Origin of the sequence: Halomonas sp. CH40 (assembly GCA_041875495.1) — a bacterium.
Lineage (GTDB): Bacteria > Pseudomonadota > Gammaproteobacteria > Pseudomonadales > Halomonadaceae > Vreelandella.
The window spans coordinates 1,945,176-1,963,558 of the sequence record CP112982.1 but is presented as its reverse complement, the minus strand read 5'-3'; the positions used below and the strand labels follow the sequence as shown (position 1 = coordinate 1,963,558).

The 18,383-nt window shown below is 52.0% G+C and carries 18 protein-coding genes and 1 pseudogene; 12 read left to right on the top strand and 7 right to left on the bottom strand.

What is annotated here, in order from left to right:
• A complete protein-coding gene (pilB, locus tag OR573_09085) occupies window positions 1-1,758 on the bottom strand; it encodes a type IV-A pilus assembly ATPase PilB (protein ID XGA78679.1) in 1,758 nt (585 codons plus the stop codon).
• A gap of 193 nt (window positions 1,759-1,951) precedes the next feature.
• On the opposite strand from pilB, the pseudogene OR573_09080 reads away from it, so the two are divergent.
• The 7 genes and pseudogenes from OR573_09080 to OR573_09050 all read left to right on the top strand — a co-directional run bounded on the left by OR573_09080 (window position 1,952) and on the right by OR573_09050 (window position 8,008).
• A pseudogene (locus OR573_09080) lies at window positions 1,952-2,071 on the top strand (prepilin-type N-terminal cleavage/methylation domain-containing protein).
• A gap of 556 nt (window positions 2,072-2,627) precedes the next feature.
• The gene (locus OR573_09075) at window positions 2,628-3,026 is read left to right on the top strand and encodes a prepilin-type N-terminal cleavage/methylation domain-containing protein (GenBank protein ID XGA78678.1); all 399 of its coding nucleotides are present in this window, start codon (window positions 2,628-2,630) and stop codon (window positions 3,024-3,026) included.
• Window positions 3,027-3,188: 162 nt separating this feature from the next.
• Window positions 3,189-3,665, top strand: a complete 477-nt coding sequence (locus OR573_09070; GenBank protein XGA78677.1) for a GspH/FimT family pseudopilin — start codon at window positions 3,189-3,191, stop codon at window positions 3,663-3,665.
• Window positions 3,655-4,101 (top strand): prepilin-type N-terminal cleavage/methylation domain-containing protein, encoded by a 447-nt coding sequence (locus OR573_09065; GenBank protein XGA78676.1) that lies wholly within the window; start codon window positions 3,655-3,657, stop codon window positions 4,099-4,101. The genes OR573_09070 and OR573_09065 overlap by 11 nt, the downstream gene beginning before the upstream one ends.
• The gene (locus OR573_09060; GenBank protein XGA78675.1) at window positions 4,098-4,550 is read left to right on the top strand and encodes a prepilin-type N-terminal cleavage/methylation domain-containing protein; all 453 of its coding nucleotides are present in this window, start codon (window positions 4,098-4,100) and stop codon (window positions 4,548-4,550) included. Before OR573_09065 ends, OR573_09060 begins: the two co-directional genes overlap by 4 nt.
• A gap of 38 nt (window positions 4,551-4,588) precedes the next feature.
• A complete protein-coding gene (locus OR573_09055; protein ID XGA78674.1) occupies window positions 4,589-7,147 on the top strand; it encodes a hypothetical protein in 2,559 nt (852 codons plus the stop codon).
• Between the two features lie 39 nt (window positions 7,148-7,186).
• Window positions 7,187-8,008, top strand: coding sequence for an inositol monophosphatase family protein (locus OR573_09050; GenBank protein ID XGA78673.1), 822 nt, complete (start codon window positions 7,187-7,189; stop codon window positions 8,006-8,008).
• Window positions 8,009-8,038: 30 nt separating this feature from the next.
• On the opposite strand, the gene OR573_09045 is transcribed toward OR573_09050, so the two are convergent.
• From OR573_09045 to OR573_09035, 3 genes are read right to left on the bottom strand one after another with little or no spacing between them, the layout of a single operon-like run.
• Window positions 8,039-9,148, bottom strand: coding sequence for a response regulator (locus tag OR573_09045; GenBank protein ID XGA78672.1), 1,110 nt, complete (start codon window positions 9,146-9,148; stop codon window positions 8,039-8,041).
• Window positions 9,135-10,934 (bottom strand): HAMP domain-containing sensor histidine kinase, encoded by a 1,800-nt coding sequence (locus tag OR573_09040; protein XGA78671.1) that lies wholly within the window; start codon window positions 10,932-10,934, stop codon window positions 9,135-9,137. Before OR573_09040 ends, OR573_09045 begins: the two co-directional genes overlap by 14 nt.
• The gene (locus OR573_09035; GenBank protein ID XGA78670.1) at window positions 10,934-11,482 is read right to left on the bottom strand and encodes a molybdopterin-dependent oxidoreductase; all 549 of its coding nucleotides are present in this window, start codon (window positions 11,480-11,482) and stop codon (window positions 10,934-10,936) included. Before OR573_09035 ends, OR573_09040 begins: the two co-directional genes overlap by 1 nt.
• Window positions 11,483-11,739: 257 nt before the next feature.
• Here OR573_09035 and OR573_09030 point away from each other — a divergent pair, with 257 nt between their 5' ends.
• Both OR573_09030 and OR573_09025 read left to right on the top strand, forming a co-directional pair.
• Window positions 11,740-12,708 carry a hypothetical protein gene (locus OR573_09030; protein ID XGA78669.1) on the top strand — a complete coding sequence of 323 codons (969 nt, stop codon included), beginning with the start codon at window positions 11,740-11,742 and terminating at the stop codon, window positions 12,706-12,708.
• A 42-nt stretch (window positions 12,709-12,750) separates the two neighbouring features.
• Window positions 12,751-12,873 carry a hypothetical protein gene (locus tag OR573_09025; GenBank protein XGA78668.1) on the top strand — a complete coding sequence of 41 codons (123 nt, stop codon included), beginning with the start codon at window positions 12,751-12,753 and terminating at the stop codon, window positions 12,871-12,873.
• An 8-nt stretch (window positions 12,874-12,881) separates the two neighbouring features.
• Here OR573_09025 and OR573_09020 read toward each other — a convergent pair whose 3' ends face one another.
• The 3 genes from OR573_09020 to OR573_09010 all read right to left on the bottom strand — a co-directional run bounded on the left by OR573_09020 (window position 12,882) and on the right by OR573_09010 (window position 15,644).
• Window positions 12,882-14,114, bottom strand: coding sequence for a DUF3422 domain-containing protein (locus OR573_09020; GenBank protein XGA78667.1), 1,233 nt, complete (start codon window positions 14,112-14,114; stop codon window positions 12,882-12,884).
• Window positions 14,115-14,246: 132 nt separating this feature from the next.
• Entirely contained in the window at window positions 14,247-15,245 is a 999-nt protein-coding gene (locus tag OR573_09015; GenBank protein XGA78666.1) for an aldo/keto reductase, read from the bottom strand.
• Window positions 15,246-15,434: 189 nt separating this feature from the next.
• Window positions 15,435-15,644: a DUF2788 domain-containing protein gene (locus OR573_09010; GenBank protein ID XGA78665.1), complete on the bottom strand. Its 210-nt coding sequence runs from the start codon at window positions 15,642-15,644 to the stop codon at window positions 15,435-15,437.
• 223 nt (window positions 15,645-15,867) lie between these two features.
• On the opposite strand from OR573_09010, the gene OR573_09005 reads away from it, so the two are divergent.
• The 3 genes from OR573_09005 (at window position 15,868) to tig (ending at window position 18,307) form a co-directional block, all read left to right on the top strand.
• The gene (locus tag OR573_09005; protein XGA81705.1) at window positions 15,868-16,335 is read left to right on the top strand and encodes a flavodoxin; all 468 of its coding nucleotides are present in this window, start codon (window positions 15,868-15,870) and stop codon (window positions 16,333-16,335) included.
• Complete coding sequence (locus OR573_09000; protein ID XGA78664.1) at window positions 16,335-16,709, top strand: hypothetical protein; 375 nt, start codon at window positions 16,335-16,337, stop codon at window positions 16,707-16,709. Before OR573_09005 ends, OR573_09000 begins: the two co-directional genes overlap by 1 nt.
• Window positions 16,710-16,954: 245 nt before the next feature.
• Window positions 16,955-18,307 (top strand): trigger factor, encoded by a 1,353-nt coding sequence (gene tig, locus OR573_08995; protein ID XGA78663.1) that lies wholly within the window; start codon window positions 16,955-16,957, stop codon window positions 18,305-18,307.
• The last annotated feature ends 76 nt before the right edge of the window (window positions 18,308-18,383 follow it).

The following is an 18,383-nucleotide window of genomic DNA, read 5'->3' as shown; positions in this document are numbered from 1 at the left end:
TTATTCACGCGTGATGCGGTTAATTTCTTCAAGGCTGGTGATGCCATCCATGACCTTCATCAACCCGCTGGTGCGCAGGTTGAAATGACCTTCCAGGCGCATCTGGCGGTCAATATCTATCGAGTTGGCATCGCGCATGATCAGCTCACTCAAGGCATCATTAATAGGCACCACCTCATAAATACCGGTACGACCTTTGTAGCCCTGGGTACACTGCTTACAGCCATTAGCGGTGTAAAGCGTTGCCTTGGCAATCTGTTCATCACTGAAGCCTTCATGGCGTAGCGCCTGTTCAGGAATCTCGATAGGTGTCTTGCAGTTGTTGCATAATTTGCGCGCCAGGCGCTGGGCAATAATCAGGCTGACGGCGCTGGCTATATTAAAGGCAGTCACCCCCATATTGGAAAGGCGCGTCAAGGTTTCGGCGGCGGAGTTGGTATGTACCGTGGACAGCACCAGATGGCCTGTCTGGGAGGCCTTGATGGCAATATCGGCGGTTTCCAGGTCACGTATCTCGCCGACCATGATGACATCTGGGTCCTGGCGCAGAAACGCGCGCAGCGCATGGGCAAAGTCCAGCCCTATCTTGGGCAGCACATTCACTTGGTTGATGCCCGGTACCTTTATTTCCACCGGGTCTTCAGCGGTACAGATATTGCGCTTGGTCTGGTTGAGGATATTAATGCCCGTATATAGAGAAACGGTTTTACCGCTACCCGTCGGCCCAGTGACCAGAATAATGCCTTGGGGCTGTTCCAGGGCTTTTTCGTAATACTGGCGCTGGGTTTCAGTAAAGCCCAGGTGGTCAATACCCATTTGTGCCGCCGCCGGATCGAGCAGGCGCATGACAATTTTTTCGCCATAGACCGTCGGCAGGGTATTCACCCGGAAATCCAGCGCGCGGGAGCGGGAGAGCTGCAGTTTCATGGCGCCATCCTGGGGCAGGCGGCGCTCGGAGATATCCATACGGGCCATAATCTTCAAACGCGCAGCAATCCGGTTGCGCATGGTGAAGGGCGGCCGGGCGATCTCGATCAGCATGCCGTCTACCCGAAAGCGTACCCGAAACTGGGATTCATAGGGCTCGAAGTGAATATCCGAGGCGCCGCGGCGAATCGCATCCAGCAATATTTTGTTAACGAACTTAACGATAGGAGCGTCGTCACTTTCAACGTCCAGTTCATCCAGAGGCACATCGGCAGGGTCGTCAGCCTGGGAAAAATTCAGCGCGGAGACGGCATCATCCACGCCGTCCAGCTCGTCCATCATGCTGGCTTCGTTCTGGGCCAGATAATCTTCCAGCGCGCCTCTTAATTGATCAATCGGCGCCAGTACCCCTTCAACGCTGAAACCGGTGGCAAACTGAAGCTCATCCAGCTCGGTCAGGGTGGCGGGGTAGGGCACGGCCACCGTGAGGCGGTGGCCGTGGCGCATTAACGGCAACACGGTTAGCTGGCGCAACATGCGCACCGGGTAATCCGCGACCGGGGGTAGCGAGCTGATGCGCACCGCATCCAGGTCGATCACTGGCAGGCCGTATTCCCAGCCAGCGGCAGTGGCGGCATCGTTGGGTTTCACCAGGCCGTTATCAATCACATGGCGCAGGATGGAAATATCCTGGCTGACGGCTGCCGCTTCGGCGTTAATCGCCTGGCCGTTGCTCAGCAGGCCATGCTTGACCAGACGCTGGGCGATACCCCGCAGGCCACCCCGCGCGGCCGCATGGCTAAGAGTTGATTCCTGATGCTGCTGACTCATGAGGGTTCCATCAAAAGAGGCGTAATTAAGTCTTTTGTACCATACTCGAAGAGGCTACCGCACCCGGCTCAAGTTCGGGTACTTTTGGCCGATACAAGGAAGGAAAGCATTTGAAACATTAGCGCATCTCAGTTAATGTAACAATTGTTAATACTAGACGCTCCGCATCCCCATGGAGCCAGGAGAACGCACTATGCAAAAGACACAAATTCGTAACATCCGCCGTCAGCGCCAAAGCGGCTTCACGCTGATTGAGCTGCTGATAGTGGTCGCCATAATCGGCATCCTGGCGGCGGTGGGTGTGCCGCAGTATAATGATTATTTGGATAATGCTGCAGAGCAAGCTTGCCGTGCAGAATTAGCATCTGCGAGAAACCTTGTCGCTGCAGAAGACGCCGTTGGTACTATTGCTACTCTAGAAGCTGATGCAGATGCAACCGAAATAGGAAGTGCCTGGACTACTCTTAATTTCGAGTTTTCCGCTTGTACTGGTGAGATACCTAGGCCAGATGAATTCCTTGAAACACCAATCTCTATTACAGGTGTCGAAACTGCACGCGATGGCATTACAGTAGATTTTCCAGAAAGTTAATTACAGTACTGAATAATTGTATTGTGGTTAATTATTGTTCCCACGCTTTTGCGTGGGATTTTTTTAGTTACAGGGTCGCCTGGCAAGGCAGCTTTCTTTATTAGGAAATATGCTTTAAAAGATCAAAGGTGTCGTTAAAAGAATTCACTTAAAAATATATGCTACATTAGTATATATTTTTACTTATAAAGACCATTCTCGGCCTTGTAAAAAATACTATGGGGTGTAACATAAAGTAAATTTTTATTTTGCATAAAATCATACTTTGGTTACAGCCATGCAGCCCAATGAAGACGGTTTCACCTTGATTGAAGTGCTAGTAGTGATAGCGGTGATAGGCATTATCTCGGCTATTGCCCTGCCGAAGTATCAAAATTATCAGCTACGAACCCATGCTAATGCCGCCTTATCAGGCGCCAAAGCGCTTCAATCGCCAATAGAAGCACAGATATTGGGTGTAGGCTCAACGGTGGGCACTGTGGGCGCTGGCATGGCTGTTAAAGTTGTCACTGAAGACGAAACCGCTACCATCACTGCTGATAGAGAAGATTTGGGGAAAGTAACTCTCACCCGTGCTTCCAGCGGCGAATGGCGCTGCGAACACACCTTTGATATCGAGCTGAAAGGCTGTTCGAAAGTAACCTCTGCGCCAGAACCCTTGCTGTCAGAGAATTAAATCTTGCCTGTTACGTAACAAGTAATGGTGGGGTAGCCCTAGCTCTCGCGATATTCCTAATTCCCCTTTTAACGGGCCGTTCCGGCGCGTCTTTCTCTTTCAAAATCCCTGTTAATATGCCTAAATATAAATATTCATTTAATATTTGCTTGGAGGCACCCGTTGCTGCAGTTCACTGCCCCACAGCACCGCGTAAAAGGCTTCACCCTGCTGGAGCTGCTAATAGCGCTGGCGGTGGCAGGCATTCTGGCAGCGTTGGTAGCACCGCCATTTTCCGGCTTTCTGGCCCGCCAGCAGCTGCGCAGTGATCTCAATGAGGTGGTGTCGGTACTCAGCTTTGCCCGCAGTGAAGCGATAAAGCGGCGCGCTGATGTCACTGTCGATATTGATAGCAGTGGTGATACCTGGAATATCGGAGTTTCTTTTGGTAGCCCAAGTGAAACCCTACGTGTGGCGAATGGCCGCCAACAAGCCGTTACATTAACAGGCATCTCACAGGTTGTTTTTAACTCTTTAGGCGCTATGGAAAGCTGTAGCACCAGTGATTGCCAGTTAGAACTAAACCATTCCCGGTTGGGTGACGATAAAACTGAGGTGGTTACTATTTCGCCGGCAGGAGGGGTACGTCGTGAAGGTTAGGCAAAGTGGTTTCAGTCTGATTGAGGCTTTGGTTGCTCTGGTGGTGCTTTCCATTGGCTTGCTGGGCGCTGCTGCATTGCAAATTAATGCCTTGCATAGTGCAGTGAGTGGTTACCAGAATGCTTTGGTGTCTGTAGCTGCAATGGATGCTCAACAACGTATATGGAAGCTTCGGGCTGCGGCTGATGACTGTGAAATAGATCCTACAGATGAGAAAGAAAGCTGGAAAACGCAGTGGTTTTCTGATGCTGTGGAAAACCCTCTTCGAAATATATCAGACACTGATACCGATATAACGCTAGAAGAAGGTGATTGTCAGTTTAAAATTCAGATCGTACTACCTGCAGAGGGTGACCAAAATCCAGAGCCTTTGATTTATACATTTGAAGTGTTGAATGTATGGTCAGGTGAGGCTGCTGAAAATGAGGAATCATGATGCGTCATCGTGGTTTTAGTCTAGTAGAGTTGTTAGTTGCTCTGGCAATTGGCTTACTAGTAACTCTAGGGGCTGGTCAACTTTTTTTAAGTTCTTTTAATAGTTATCAGGCTGTGACACACGTCAGTAGAAATCAGGAAATCGTGGTTTTTGTCGTTAATACAATGATTCGAGAAATTAGGGAAAAAGACCAGCCTGCCAGTGTGTTTAAACTAATGCCAGCGGTTAATAGCGATACATGTGAATTGATGCGAAATAGTAAATTATTGGTAGGTGGATTATATAAAGATGAAGATGGGTGTAGTTATTTTGATGCAGATGACACAGGGCAGTGTGATGATATATTCGGCTGTAATTTTTTTACGTTGAAGTTACCTAGGCTGGACCCTCAAGATGGAGGGCCTGAATATGAAGAGGTTAGCTTTCATGTAATGGAACGCCAGCCATGATGCGTTTGAAGTAAAAGTATCTATGAAGAGGAAGTGGCATGAAAAAGCAACAGGGTGTCGCACTGGTAGTGGTTTTATCCCTTTTGGCAGGTACCGCCATGATCGGTATGAGTGGTATGCAGTCAGCCATCGTGGATGAGCGATTATCTGGTAACTTTAGAGTTGTTGTCCGTTCTTTTTCAGATACTGAGACATTAGCCGCATCGCTCACCAATCAGCAGTATCGTGCATCTATGGAAGATTTGCTGAATGCTGTGCTTGATGGTGAAGCTGATGTGTCCGGTCAAGCGTTCAAGCTTAATTCAAGCGATGAGGCTTCCTCTCTACCTGCAAATGCACGAACTGCGTTGGAGCAGATTGCTAATAAGTTTCGTGATGAATGGAAACCCATAAACTATGCAGAACTCACGGATGAACAAAAGGCAAACGTTGATGAAAGAATGGACGAAATGCTCGGCCAGCTGGAAATTGAACTGAACCAAACAAGTGACAGTACAGTTGAAATTACCACGCGAGATATCGGTGCACGTGGCAATGCAAGATCTGAATCAACTCTAGAGTTTACTCGAATATTTTCCTCTTCCGCTGATAGTTCTTCTTCACCATTTCAATCAGCGATCGTTGGTTGTCAAGGTGTCGATATTTCAGGTGGCAGTAGTATCAGCAGCTACCGTTCCTCGATGGGGCAATGGAGTGGCGTACACAGCTTGCCTTCCGGCGATGATTTTTCACTGGTACAGACTACCCAAGACAACGCAGACCTCAGTTTAGGGGATAATGAGCAAGTTTATGGCAATGTAGCGGTTAATGGAATGATTGCCTTGAATGGGTCGTCAAATATATTAGGTGATGTACTTGCTAACGGTAATGCATTTCTTAATGCAGGGGGAGGTGGTATTCAGGGTAATCTTGATAGCCTTGATGACATCGTGTTTCAGACTAGCTCACGTGTCGGCGGTCGTGTCAGAGCGGAAGGGAATGTGGCGTTTCAGAATTTTGACGCATCTGTCGGCCAAGGTATCACGGCAGGAGGGAGTATTACTTCAAGTGAGAGGGACAACCCTGCTGATCATATTGATGAAGCTTTCAGGGATAGTTTTTATCCTGATAGCTCCATATCAATAAATCCTGTGCCGACTACTGACTGTGATAATTTTGTTTTTGATGGCAGTACTCTTACTGAAGAAATGAGTCGCTACCAATCTGACCTGGAAAGCCAAGGTGAAATTAATGTTGGTGTATGGCCCAATGTTGAATGGCGTTTTACTCCGTCCTCAATTGAGCGTTTTGATCGATCTGATGAGATAGACACTTGGGTAGAATTTTCCCAGCCCCAAGAAAATACTTTTATGGGTAGTTCCTCTTCTGTCTACCGTATAAGTTCTTTAAATCTGGCAGAAAGCCCTACACTTCACGTCGAAGGTGGTGATGTTGTTCTGGTCGTTGACGGTGATTTTACTAGTTCTGGTGGTGGGCAAGGTTTGAATATAGCAGATGACAGTAGCCTGACGTTATTTGTAGGTGGTGAAGTTAACTTGGGTAGTAATGTTGATATGTCTGATAGTCTCTCTATCAGCAATTCTGGAAGACCGACATTCTCAATTTTTTCATCCTATGAAAGTAACAAATTTGACGTAAACTTCACCAGTAGCAACCGTGTAGTTGCCAATGTATATGCGCCTTTTACAGGTGTTAGTATTAACTCAGGTGCCGATTTTCTGGGCAGCGTGAGAGCAAGAGAAATTGAGGTTAGCGGTGATGGTGATTTGGTTTATGACCGTGATTTGGCCGATGCATTTGATTATATCCCTGATGAAGTGCCTTCAACTGGTGAATGGTGCAGTTTTTCCGAGCTGTCGCCGTTGACGGTCGTTGGCACCGCTGGAAATTTGGATTTACCTTCTTCAAATGCCGAATTTAATGGTAATGACGTCGTGCCAGACATCACTGTTGCTGCCGGTGAAGGTGCACGCTATTCATACGCTAATGCAGCGAACGAAAATATTCATGAAGGAATACCCGCGGGGCTTTTCGACAGCGGTAACCGTGCTGCCAATTTCGATAATTTTATCAGTCGGGTTCGTTCTTCTGCTACGCTTATTGCTGGAAATCATGAAGTTAAAGGGAACGCAAGAGGTAACAAAAAAAATCCCTTTGGTACGGCAGGTGATGAAGAAATCTGGTTTATCGATGGCAATTTGACAGGGAATAATCTCAACGGTGCTGGTGTCCTTGTGGTAAACGGGAATTATAATTCATCAGGAAACCCCTCCTACGATGGTTTGATTATTGTGCTGGGAAATTATTCTCAAGGTGGTGGAGGAGGTGATGATTTCAATGGAGCTCTGTTGGTCGCCCCCTATTCTCCAGCTTCTTTAACGTTTACTTCACCCGATATCAATTTTAATGGTGGTGGTAGCAATAATTTCCTCTATGACGTAGGAGTCTTGAATACTGCCTTCAACTTGCTTGATGATGATACCAAGGATGCTTGGGATTACTGTGACGAGGTTGATCCACCTTTTCCACCGGATGATGATGATGATGAAGATGAAAGTGATGGAGAATACCGCTGGGATCTGACAGGCTGGCGATGATTTTTACATTGATCAATTGAAGAAGGATGGACAGCGTTCATGGCGAATATGGATCTAGAAAAGCGCCTCACCACCGCTATTGCCATTGCCGAGGAAGCCGGGCGAATGATTCTCAAAGCCCGTGAGGATCAGACCTTCAGCCGCAGCATGAAAGGCGGTAATGAGCTGGTGACGGATGTGGATGTGGCGGTCGATAAACTGATTGGCCAGCGGTTGGAAGAGGCGTTTCCCGGTGAGATGCGTTTATCTGAAGAGCTTTCCCCGCAGCAGGCTCAGGCGGTTAAGGCGCCGGCGTTGTGGGTGATTGACCCGATTGATGGCACGGTCAATTTTGCTCAGGGCCAGCACCATGTGGCGGTGTCGATTGGCTGGCTGGAAAATGGCGTGGGCAAGATCGGGGTGGTTCACGCGCCGTTTCTGGGTGAAACCTTTGCCGCCGCCGAAGGGTTTGGGGCAAGCTGTAACGGCAAACCGATTCAGCCCAGTGGTGAAACCGCGCTTGAGCGTACTCTGGTAGGCACCGGTTTTCCCTATCAGAAAGACGCTCGCGTGGCGCTATTAAAACGCTTTGGCGCGGTGTTGACCCACTGCCAGGATATCCGCCGTAACGGGTCTGCCGCGTTGGACTTGTGTGATGTCGCCTGCGGAAGGCTGGATGCCTATTACGAAAGTGTCTCGCCCTGGGATTTCGTCGGTGGCTGGGTGATTGCCCGGGAAGCCGGGGCGACTGTTGATCACCTCTACCCGGTGCCAGAAGGCGTACCCCTCGATCTTTGCGGTGAGCATCTGCTGGTTACCACGCCAGCGGTACATGATGGCTTGGCCAGGGTGTTGAAAGAGGCGGATAAGACTCAAAGCTGAGCCGTCTAGCCTTCTATTGCTTCAGTCTGTTTATGCTTGAATATCCAGGCTGATCGAGCCCGCCAGAATCACGGCTATCAGTTCCGCCTGACGCCGGGTATCGGTTTTCTGGAACAGGTTACGCAGGTGGAAGGCCACCGTGGTGGTGGATATCTCCATCTGTTCGGCGATATCTTCCTTGCGTTGACCGTCTGCCAGGCGCATGGCGATGCTGGTTTCCGTAGGGGTGAAACCGAACAGCTCAGCCAGTAGAGGTTCGGGTAACTGCACCCGTTGGGCCGGGTCGATCAACATGACGGCCACCGCCGGGATCTGAGAGGTGTCAGCCCCGTTGGCCAGCGAGCTGATAAATACCATCAAGTCGCTATTCTCTGTCACTGCTTGCTCTGTCACGCCTTGCTTGATCCCATGCTCACCCAAGCGCGAAAGGCGCAGACAGCGAGTGTGTTCCTTGTGTTGATGGTTGGCATGGATGCCTTCGCGAACAGCCTGGTGGAGTTGGCGGCTGGTGGCGTCACTCAGGCTTTCAAGGCTGGGTACCTGATGGAAGGGCGCCTGGCCCAGGTTAAGGCGCAGGGCGGCACGGTTGGTCAGCAAAGGCTGGCTTTGGTCATTCAGCAGTACAACGCCCACCGCCATCATATCCAAGGCACTCTTGGCCGCTTCAAAGGCGTTTTGGCTGCTTTCAGTGCGCAGGTGATGAATACCCTGGCGTAAATGGTCAAGTTCCTCAGTGCTTTTGGCACGCATGCGGTTCACCTGGCGCAGGCGCGCTTCCAGGGTGACGAGCAGCAAATCATAGTCAATCGGTTTGACCAGATAATCATCAGCGCCCAGGCGTTTGCCTTCGATGACGTCATAACGCTGGGAGAGGGCGGTCAGAAAAATAAATGGCGTGTCTGCCAGCTGTGGAAAATCACTGCGTACCCGCTCAAGCAGGCTATAACCGTTCAGGCGGGGCATGGTGATATCACACAGAATGATATCCGGCATCGCCTTGAGGTGGGCCAGGGCCTCTTCGCCATCGCTGGCTTCAATCACCCGGTAGCCAGCTTCACGTAGCTCGTCGCAGAGGTCACGGCGTAATTCGTGGTGATCTTCAGCACACAGCACCAGAGGCGCTGGTTCATTGCGTTGCATCGTGTTCTGCACCCTTGTCATATCCGAGTAAATGATCCGCTTCTGCGCGGGGTAAACGCAGTTGGAAGACAGTGGCTTCAGCGCTGGAGCTGATGAGTTCCAGCTCGCCTTGCTGAATGCGCGCCAGGGTGCGGGCAATGTTCAGCCCAAGCCCCAGGCCCTGCTGTTGCCCACTGTTGGCGGCACGATAGAAGCGTTCAAAGATTTTTGACTGCTCGCTCGCCTGAATCACGCCACCCTGATTACGGATACGACAGTAAGCCCATTGGGCATCCTGGGAAAGCTCAATCTCGATGGGCGTAGTGGGCAAGGCGTATTTGTGCGCATTGGTCAGCAGGTTGTCGATGATCTGTTCGGTGAGCGCTTTATCGCAGCATGCCGTCAGGTGAGGTAATCCGGCTGGCAGCACCATGATACGGATAGGTGGCGGGTCGTCGTCGTGCTGGGCGTGATGCAGATGGCAGAGGCTATGAACCAGACTGATCAGATCATGGCGTTGGCGATGGCTGTTGATCTGGCCAGCATCGAGGCGTGCCGTTAACAGCGACGCATCCACCAGCTTGGTCATATGCATGACCGTCTCGCGCAGACGCTGATAGCGTTCTTCCCGTTCTGGCGCTGTAAACCCCTTATGGCGCCGCATCAGGCGCTGCAGGCCGGAGTCAATCACGGCCAGCGAGGTGCGAAACTGATGAGACACCATGGCAGCAAAGCTGCGGTAGAAATCGCTGACGCCGCGTTCGCGCTCCAGGGCGTTTTCCAGAGCAATGGCGGCTTTTTTGTAGGGGGTAATATCCGCCACCCGCATCACATGCCCGCCTGTCTGTGTCTGGCGCAGAGTGACCTGGCGCCACTCGCCGCCGCTTAGCTCCATATCGCATTGTGAACTGGGTTGATCGGCATCCAGGCTGCCTGAATGGCTGGCGCAGGCGTTGCATAGCCTGGGTAAGACCTCTTGTAGCGGCTGTGCCGGGGTAAATATCTGCTGCGATTGAGGCATCAGTTTATCCAGTTGAGCATTCACCAGCTGTAACTGACCATTGGCAGCAAAGGCGGCAAAGCCATCAGGGGCGGTATTGATCGAATCCGCCAGGCGTCGTCGCTCATCCTCCAGCTCTTGGGTGCGAGCGCTGACAACCTCTTCCAGATGATCAAGGTGTTCAGTCAGCGCTTCCTGGGCTTGGCGGCGCTTGGTGAGTGCCCAAAGCAGTAACAACGCCAGCAGTATGCCGGTCACCAGGATGCCAATGGCGGAATAGATCACCTGCAGCAGGCTGTCGCGGTAGGCATCCAGCCGTTCACCGGTGGATTCCCATTCCGCCACCATGATGGCATTGGCCATACGGTTAAGCTTGGCAAGCAGGGGCTGAATCGCCGGGTAAAGTGCATCTGCTGCGTTTTGCTGTTCCGGCTTATCATTTAGCAGCGTATCCAGCTGCGCCAGATGTTCCAGGCTTTCATCAAGCAGGGGCTCTAGCCCCAGAGCGCGGATATAACGGCGCTGGGGCCCGTCATCCATCAGGGTTAAACGGCTGAAAAGGACATCCAGGCGTTGCTGAGGCTGGGCAGCCGGGTCATCCATGGCATGGCGGTGTATGGCTTCCTGAAAACGGTGGCCAGCCACCTGGGCCTGGGTAATCACCCACAGCATGTTCTCATCCACATTGTTGCGCATAGCCTTTTCAACTTCTGATAGGCGTAGCAGGGAGAAGAACAGGAGTATAAAAAACAGCCCAATGGCGGCCAGCGGCAACCAGTAGATACGAGCCTTGGGGGTCAGTGACATTACTCGACCTGCAAGCCGTTTAGCTGCCATACCCAGCGGTAATCATAGCGGATATCCTGAAGCTCGCTGTGATCATCCCGCGGGTAAACAATCCACAGTGGCCCCTTATCTCGGGGAGTCAGCGCTTCGCCATCCATATGGGTGGCGGCCAGCACGTCGTATTGATAAAAATCTTCCAGAGGGATTTCAACGATATAGTCATTGAGCGCTGTGGCAATCACTTGCTCGCCTTCGGCACCCACCCAATCAAGCAGGTCACGCATCAGAAAGCCTTCAAACTGATTGACGCCATCGGTCACCGAGGTGGTGGTTTCCAGTGTGTGGGTCTCAAGGGTCGCTAGCATCTTTTCATCAAACTGAGCGCCGCCCTCGGCGTTGGTATGTTGAATCTCTCCTCTGATGGTTAATAACACGGGGCCGGAAGGTGCAGATAAGGTCTGCTCAGACGGTTCAGGCGCGCTGTCTTCAGTTGCACGGTCCTCAGCCCAAAGCAGCGGAGCAGTCAGAATGCTCATCAGTATGCTGGGTAGTAAGTTGCGTAATTGCATAATCTTTCTTCCCCGAGTGAAACCAATAGCGGTGTCTGTCAGCGTGTTGAAGCTCAGTATTATTTTCTATCACTCTAGCAAAGTGTTTCATCAGTTAACACTTAGCCCACATAGGCTACTGTTCAAATGACGGATTGTTAGGTTTTTGCGCTGTTCCTGTTCAAACACACGGGGAGGGCATCACGGCTTCAGGCTAATATGCGAAACAAGTAACAATAAAACCAACCGTTTGACTGGCGGTTATAAGGGGTGTGGATATGTGGGATTTTCGGCTGGGCCAGGCGGTTGGTCTGATGTTCAAGACGCTGCCTTTCATTGTATTTCGCTTGGCAGTGTACTTCGGTATTGCCCTGGGGTATGTGCTGATGACCGGTGTGGGCGCTGGTGTCGGCTGGGGGATTGGCGGTTTTGGGGATGAAGGCTTCCGGGCGGTTTCTACCTTCTGGGGCGGTGTCATTGGTTTTGGCATTGTTGGCGCTGTGATGTACGTGCTGCGTGAGTACCTTCTCTACGTGGTGAAAGCGGGGCACGTGGCGGTGCTGGTTGAGCTGGTGGAGGGTCAAGCATTGCCTGACAATCGCGGCCAGATAAAGCATGCCAGTGAAGTGGTCAAAGAGCGTTTTGGCCAGGCAAGCACCCTGTTTATGGTGGATCAGTTGATCAAGGGCGTTTTGCGCTCGCTGGTGGGCATGGTCAGAACCGTCTTCAGGCTTCTGCCGGTTCCAGGTGCCCAGCAGTTGCTGAGTATTCTGCAGGCGTTTTTACGTATCGCTGTGGGTTTTATTGATGAAGTGATTCTGGCCTATTGCATTCGTACTCGCTCAACCCGGCCCTGGGAAAGCTCCCGTGATGCCTTGGTGCTTTATGGCCAGAACCTCAAGCCAATGATGGTTAATGCAGCCTGGCTGACGCTGATTATCTACCTGCTTTCCTTTATCGTCTTTCTGGTCATGCTGGCGCCTGCGGCACTGGTGGCCTATCTGATTCCCGGCGGTTGGTCGGCCACAGGCATCGTTGTTGCCCTATTGTTTGCCTGGAGTGTCAAAGTTGCTGTATTCGAACCCTTGGCCATCACCTGCATGATGCAGGTGTATTTCAAGGTGATTGAAGGCCAGACACCGGATCCTGAGTGGGAAGCCAAGCTCGATGGAGTATCCAGGAAATTTCGCCAGTTAAAGGAAAAGGTAGCTGGCGAGCAGGCTTCAGGCGCCTCGTCATCAGCATAAGCGTAAATAACAGTATAAAAACAGAGGATTTATGAAGTCACCTTGCTGCTTGATGGTCGCATCATGATGCAGGTGAAAGGTGACAATATCGCCTCTCAGGATGTTGCCGTCGGCCTGATGCGCGCCTGGGGTCTAGAGGCAGTGCGTGAGCAGGCGGCGCGCTAGATTGACGCCTAATGCTGTTTGACTCGCCATATATGCCAGGTGAGGCCGCCGAGTATAAAGGTACCTAGTGGCACCAGCACCATGGCTGCAGTGGTCGGGGGGATGTCGTAGCCAAGCGCAGACAGGCTTTGCAGGCCAAGCTTGAAAAGGCTGAACAGATAATAGCTGATGACGATAATCGACAGCCCTTCGACCGCTTTCTGTATTTTCAGCTGGCTTTCGGCGCGTTCGCTCATATTGGAGAGAATAGCTGAGTTCTGCGCTTCAATTTCTACCTGTGTGCGGGTTCTCAGCAGGTCATTCAGGCGCGCCGCACTGGCGGCCAGGGTGTCAAGCCGCTGGTTCATGGCCGCGCAGTAGCGAACCGCGGGTTGAAAACGGCGTAAAATGAACATCCCCAGGCGTGGGTAGTTTTCGACCCGCTCCTCGCGAAGCTCATCCACCCGGGCAAGCACAATGCGTGAGTAGGCGTCAGTGGCGCTGAAGCGCTTGCGCGTCTGGGCACCACAGCGTTCAAGCTGGGCAGAAAGCCCGGTCAGCTCCTTGAGCAATGGCTCAGGGTTAGCCTGCTGATTTTCAGCATGCTGTGTTGACAAGCGGTTCAGTGATTCTTCGTATTCTTCCAGCTCGCGGCTGAGGTTTTTGGCGACGGGCAGCGCCAGCATGGCCATGATGCGGTAGGTTTCAATATCAAACAGCCTGCGTGCCATGCGCCCCAGCCGAAAGCGGTCTAAACCGTTGTTGATCAGTAACAGCCGATTGGTGCTGTCGTTGGTCAGCTGGAAATCGCTCCAGACCGTGGCATCGCCGCTGCCTACCCGTGAACCTGACGGGTAGTTAAAGCCGTAGTGTTCGAGACTGCCAGCCCATTGGTGAGAGGCTTCAACCCGTAAAACGGTGGCGCTGACGATAGTGCTGGCATTTTCTTCAAGGAAGCTTTCCAGCAAGGCGGGCGGGGAAGGCCATAAAGGGCCGTCGGTTTTAGCCGGATGTTTGACGGTCAGGGTAAAAAACTCGGTGTGCTGTTCCCACTTCAGGGTGATATCCCCGCACTGCAGAATCTGCTGGGCGGCGGATGACGCCATGGGCTGCCCGATGACATCCGCTAGCTGGCTGAGCAGCGCTGACCGGTCACTGCCTTCTTGCAGAAAAGCAAAATGGTGAAGATTGGCAGGCCCATCAAAGTAAATGGAGGGCCTGGCATGAAGCTCATTGTGCAGTGACGCATGTTGGGGATGCATAATCAAAACCTGACGTTATCATTATGCCATCTACCTTAGCCTATTGGGCTGCAAACCCGAGGCCAACACGCTGTGGCAAGATGCCGCGTGTCTGCCGCGTTTGTGGGAATACCTGTTGCAGAGCCGTTCGTTTCAGAATTGCTCGGTATCAACTTCTGCCAGTTGCTCAGCGGTGTAGCGCTCACCCGCTATATGTTCAGGGCTGAACAGGGCTTTGAGCTTTGCAGCTGCGCTTGGATCAAGCTTGAGGGCGTTGGCACCGAGATTTTCGCGCATATGAGCGATAGAGCGGCTGCCGGGAATTGGGAGAATTTCATCGCCCTGAGACTGCAGCCAGGCCAGTGCCAGCTGGCTGGTGGGTATTTCCCACTGATAAGCAATGGCATTGAAGGCATCCAGGCGCTGGAGGTTATGCGCAAGGTTGGCGCCATTAAAGCGCGGGAGGTGGCGGCGCATATCGTCTTCTGCCAGTGCATCTTCATGTTTGACGGCACCGCTCAGAAAACCACGGCCAAGGGGGCTGAAGGCCACAAAGGCCACATCCAGTTCACGGCAGGCCTTAAGAACGGCAATTTCTGGGTTGTGGGTCCACAGCGAATATTCAGACTGCACGGCTGCAATCGGGTGTTCTGCATGGGCGCGCTGCAGAGTGCTTGCGGATACTTCTGAAAGGCCGATGGCACGAATCTTTCCTTCATCCACCAACCTGCCCAGTTCGCCAACGCTCTCTTCAATGGGAACGCTTTTATCCCAGCGGTGCAGATAGTAGAGATCCAGGTGGTAGGTTTGCAGGCGGCTCAGGCTTTCTTCGCATTGGCGCCTTAAAGTGGCAGGGCGGCCATCAATTACTTTTTTACCCTGTGCCGGGTCAATGGCCATGCCGCACTTGCTGGCGAGTACAAGCGCATGGCGTTTGGCCGCCAGGGCACGGCCAACCAGTTGCTCGTTGGCGGTGGCACCGTAGAGCGTAGCGGTATCGAAATGGCGATACCCCATGTCAAAAGCTGCGTCCAGCGCGCGAATGCCGTCTGCTTCAGCCACCGGTTTACCGTAGCCATGGGAAAGGTTCATGCAGCCAAGGCCGATTTGCGGAGCATTGACGGTTTTCAGTAGCGAAGCCAGTAGAGACATCAGTGTTCCTTTTGGGGTGTATCCGACACACGGCGCATAGCATAGCAGTTGGGCATCCGCGCTGGCTATTCCTGCGGGGCTGATTGTTGGCCAAGATCCGAAAACGTGACGGCAATTGTTAATATATGAAACAAACTAGCCGTTTAGTGGATAATACTACTGGCTCTTTGGTTCTTCTCTGGGTTGTGGTCAGGCACCTCCGTTGCTTTCAATCAGCCAGGTAATGACCACCTTGATCACATAGCCGAGCATGCCAGCCCCGAGCACAATAAACAGCATCAGGGTGCCAAACCTGCCAGCGTTGGACTGCTTGGCAAGATCCCAGATAATAAAGCACATGAAGATGATCAGGCCGCCAATCATGATCGGGGTAATCCAGGCTTCAAAGGTTTGCTGCATAGTGATTCCTAGGTTTAGAGAAGTAAAAGTAGGGAGAAACGTGCGTCATTTCTTGGTGGTATGATAATATTTGACCAAATTCATCGGGTATTTGTCGACTGACATCTTGTAGCAGGTATCTGATAACGCCTAACCGCCAGATCAAAATAGATGTTCTTTCAAAGTGCTCTTTCAGGGCACTGGCTGTGCGTTTATATGACATGCATTTATATGAGGAGTGATGATGCCAAACGTCAATATTTTGGTGGGTACCATGTACGGTGGTGCATTGGATGTTGCTGAACAGGTCAAACCCTTGTTTGAACAGGCAGGCTACACCGTCAGTATATCAGAGCAGCCCACATTGAATGATCTGACAGAATCCCCTGATAGCCTGTCGCTTTTTTGTGTATCGACGACAGGAAGCGGTGATTTTCCTGGCAATTTCGTTAACTTTACCCGAGAAATTAAAGAGCAGAGCCCGGCCTTGACTCAGGTGCGCTATGGGCTGATTGCCTTGGGCGATAGCTCTTACGGTGAGACCTACTGCGGCGCTGGCCGGGCGCTGGATGAGCTCTTGCAGGATCATGGTGCCCAGCGCCTGGGCGAGCGTCTGGAAATCGATGCCATGGAAACCTTCATGGCCGACGATGCGGCAATTCCCTGGGTGGAAAGCTGGATTGAGGCAGAAAATCTGAAGGTAGCCTCATAATGGCGCCTGCAACACCCGAGCGGATCAGCGTCGGGGTAGGGCTTTGCGTGGTCATGCTGGCAACACTGCCACGCTTTATTGCCAACGGCCTGGAAACCCGCCAGACCCTGATAGGGTTGGCAATCGTTGCGGTGGCTGTGGTGATGGCAATCAACTACAGGATGTTGAACGCTGCTGCACGCAAATGCTTGCCGTCGCTTCTCAAGTCCATGCTGTTGGCCATGGCAGTTGGGCTTGCCGTCATGGCTCTTTGGCATAGCCTTACCAGCGACTGGTTCAGTTGGCAGGAGCTGATTTCCAATGGCACTACTCTGGGGCTTTTGTTGCATGCCCTAAATCTATGGCGTAAGCCGCAGGTTCAGGACGACAAGTAAATAGCCAGGAGAGCCTGGCAAGCGCTATTTCTTTTGAGATTTGTCTTGGGCTGCTTGTACAAGCCGTTAAAAATAAGAAAAGGGTGATAAAACCTTGGCTTGGCGTGAAAAAGGGCTTGTTTTTCTGCGTCTAGCCCTCATCTAGGGCGTAAGGTGCTTGCCACCATGCGCCAGGGTTCTTAAAATTGACCCCTTGAATAACATTAATGCAACTCACAAAACGCACAGCCGCTAGAGGACAATTCATGCAAGTTTCCGTCGAGACGCCCTCCCAGATTGAACGCCGCATCACAATTCAGGTGCCGGCAGCAGACATCGATGAGGCCGTCAACGCTCGCTTGAAAGAAACCGCGAAAAACGTTCGCCTGAATGGTTTCCGCAAGGGCCACGTGCCCATGGCTGTGGTTCACCAGCGTTACGGTCATGATGTTCGCAACGAAGTTGTGGGCGAAGTGATGCGCGAGCGCTATGTACGTGCGATCACCGAGCAGGAGCTTAACCCTGCTGGCTACCCGCAGATTGAAGCGACAGTCAACGAAGCCGGTAAAGACCTCGAGTTCATCGCGACCATGGAAATCTATCCTGTGGTCGAGCTTACTTCTATCGAAGGCACTGAGGTTGAGCGCCCGGTGGTTGAGGTGACTGAAGCAGACGTTGATGAAATGATCGAGACCCTGCGCAAGCAGAACGCCGACTGGGTAGAAGTCGATCGTGCCGCTGCTGACGGTGACCAGCTGAAGATCGATTTTCAGGGTTTCATTGGTGACGAGCCGTTTGAAGGCGGTAGTGCTGAAGGCCATGATCTGGTGCTGGGCTCCAACAGCTTCATCCCGGGTTTTGAAGAGCAGTTGATCGGTGCCAAGGCGGGAGAGGAAAAGACCTTGAGCGTCACTTTCTCGGACGATTATCAGGCCGAGAACCTGGCCGGTAAAGAGGCAACCTTCAAGGTGAAGGTTCATTCTGTCAGCGCGCAGGAATTACCGGAAGTCGATGAAGCCTTCATTGAGCGTTTTGGTGTGGAAGGCGGCGATGAAGCCCAGTTCCGCGCTGAAATCAAGAAGAACATGACGCGTGAAGCCTCCCAGGCGGTTGATAACCGCGTGAAGCAACAGGTGTTGGACGCACTGCAGAAAGCCAATGAAATCCCGGTACCTGCCGCTCTGGTTCAGCAGGAAACTGACGGTATGAAGCGTCAGGCAGCTCAGCAGTTTGGCCTGGGTGAAGACTTCGATGTCAGTCAGTTGCCAAACGAGCTGTTTGCCGAGCAGGCCAAGGGCCGTGTTCAGGTTGGCTTGCTGCTTGCTGAAGTGATCAAGGCTAACGAGCTTGACGCCAGCGATGACGAGATCAGGGCCAAGGTGGCAGAACTTGCCGAGCAGTACCAGGAACCTGAACAGGTGGTTGATTACTATATGTCCAACGATCAGCTCAAGACTCAGGTCAAGTCAGCGATTCTTGAAGAAAAAGCAGTTAGCCAGCTGCTGGAACAGGCGAACGTCAAGGACGTTGAAATGTCTTACCAGGAAGTGCTGGCAGCCGCGCAGCAGCAAGCTGATGGCGATGCTGACGAAGAGCAAGACGAAAACGCAAGCGCCTGATAAGCTGACAAGCACAACCGATGCGGTGTAATGTTGTTTTACTTAACCGCAAATGTTTATCTTGAATGTGACATTG

What these genes read in the sequence shown, in the direction of transcription:
- pilB (XGA78679.1), bottom strand. Translation starts at nt 1,758, where the DNA reads ATGAGTCAGCAGCATCAGGAATCAACTCTTAGCCATGCGGCCGCGCGG.
- OR573_09075 (XGA78678.1), top strand. Translation starts at nt 2,628, where the DNA reads ATGCAGCCCAATGAAGACGGTTTCACCTTGATTGAAGTGCTAGTAGTG.
- OR573_09060 (XGA78675.1), top strand. Translation starts at nt 4,098, where the DNA reads ATGATGCGTCATCGTGGTTTTAGTCTAGTAGAGTTGTTAGTTGCTCTG.
- OR573_09055 (XGA78674.1), top strand. Translation starts at nt 4,589, where the DNA reads ATGAAAAAGCAACAGGGTGTCGCACTGGTAGTGGTTTTATCCCTTTTG.
- OR573_09050 (XGA78673.1), top strand. Translation starts at nt 7,187, where the DNA reads ATGGCGAATATGGATCTAGAAAAGCGCCTCACCACCGCTATTGCCATT.
- OR573_09045 (XGA78672.1), bottom strand. Translation starts at nt 9,148, where the DNA reads ATGCAACGCAATGAACCAGCGCCTCTGGTGCTGTGTGCTGAAGATCAC.
- OR573_09040 (XGA78671.1), bottom strand. Translation starts at nt 10,934, where the DNA reads ATGTCACTGACCCCCAAGGCTCGTATCTACTGGTTGCCGCTGGCCGCC.
- OR573_09035 (XGA78670.1), bottom strand. Translation starts at nt 11,482, where the DNA reads ATGCAATTACGCAACTTACTACCCAGCATACTGATGAGCATTCTGACT.
- OR573_09030 (XGA78669.1), top strand. Translation starts at nt 11,740, where the DNA reads ATGTGGGATTTTCGGCTGGGCCAGGCGGTTGGTCTGATGTTCAAGACG.
- OR573_09020 (XGA78667.1), bottom strand. Translation starts at nt 14,114, where the DNA reads ATGCATCCCCAACATGCGTCACTGCACAATGAGCTTCATGCCAGGCCC.
- OR573_09015 (XGA78666.1), bottom strand. Translation starts at nt 15,245, where the DNA reads ATGTCTCTACTGGCTTCGCTACTGAAAACCGTCAATGCTCCGCAAATC.
- OR573_09010 (XGA78665.1), bottom strand. Translation starts at nt 15,644, where the DNA reads ATGCAGCAAACCTTTGAAGCCTGGATTACCCCGATCATGATTGGCGGC.
- OR573_09005 (XGA81705.1), top strand. Translation starts at nt 15,868, where the DNA reads ATGCCAAACGTCAATATTTTGGTGGGTACCATGTACGGTGGTGCATTG.
- OR573_09000 (XGA78664.1), top strand. Translation starts at nt 16,335, where the DNA reads ATGGCGCCTGCAACACCCGAGCGGATCAGCGTCGGGGTAGGGCTTTGC.
- tig (XGA78663.1), top strand. Translation starts at nt 16,955, where the DNA reads ATGCAAGTTTCCGTCGAGACGCCCTCCCAGATTGAACGCCGCATCACA.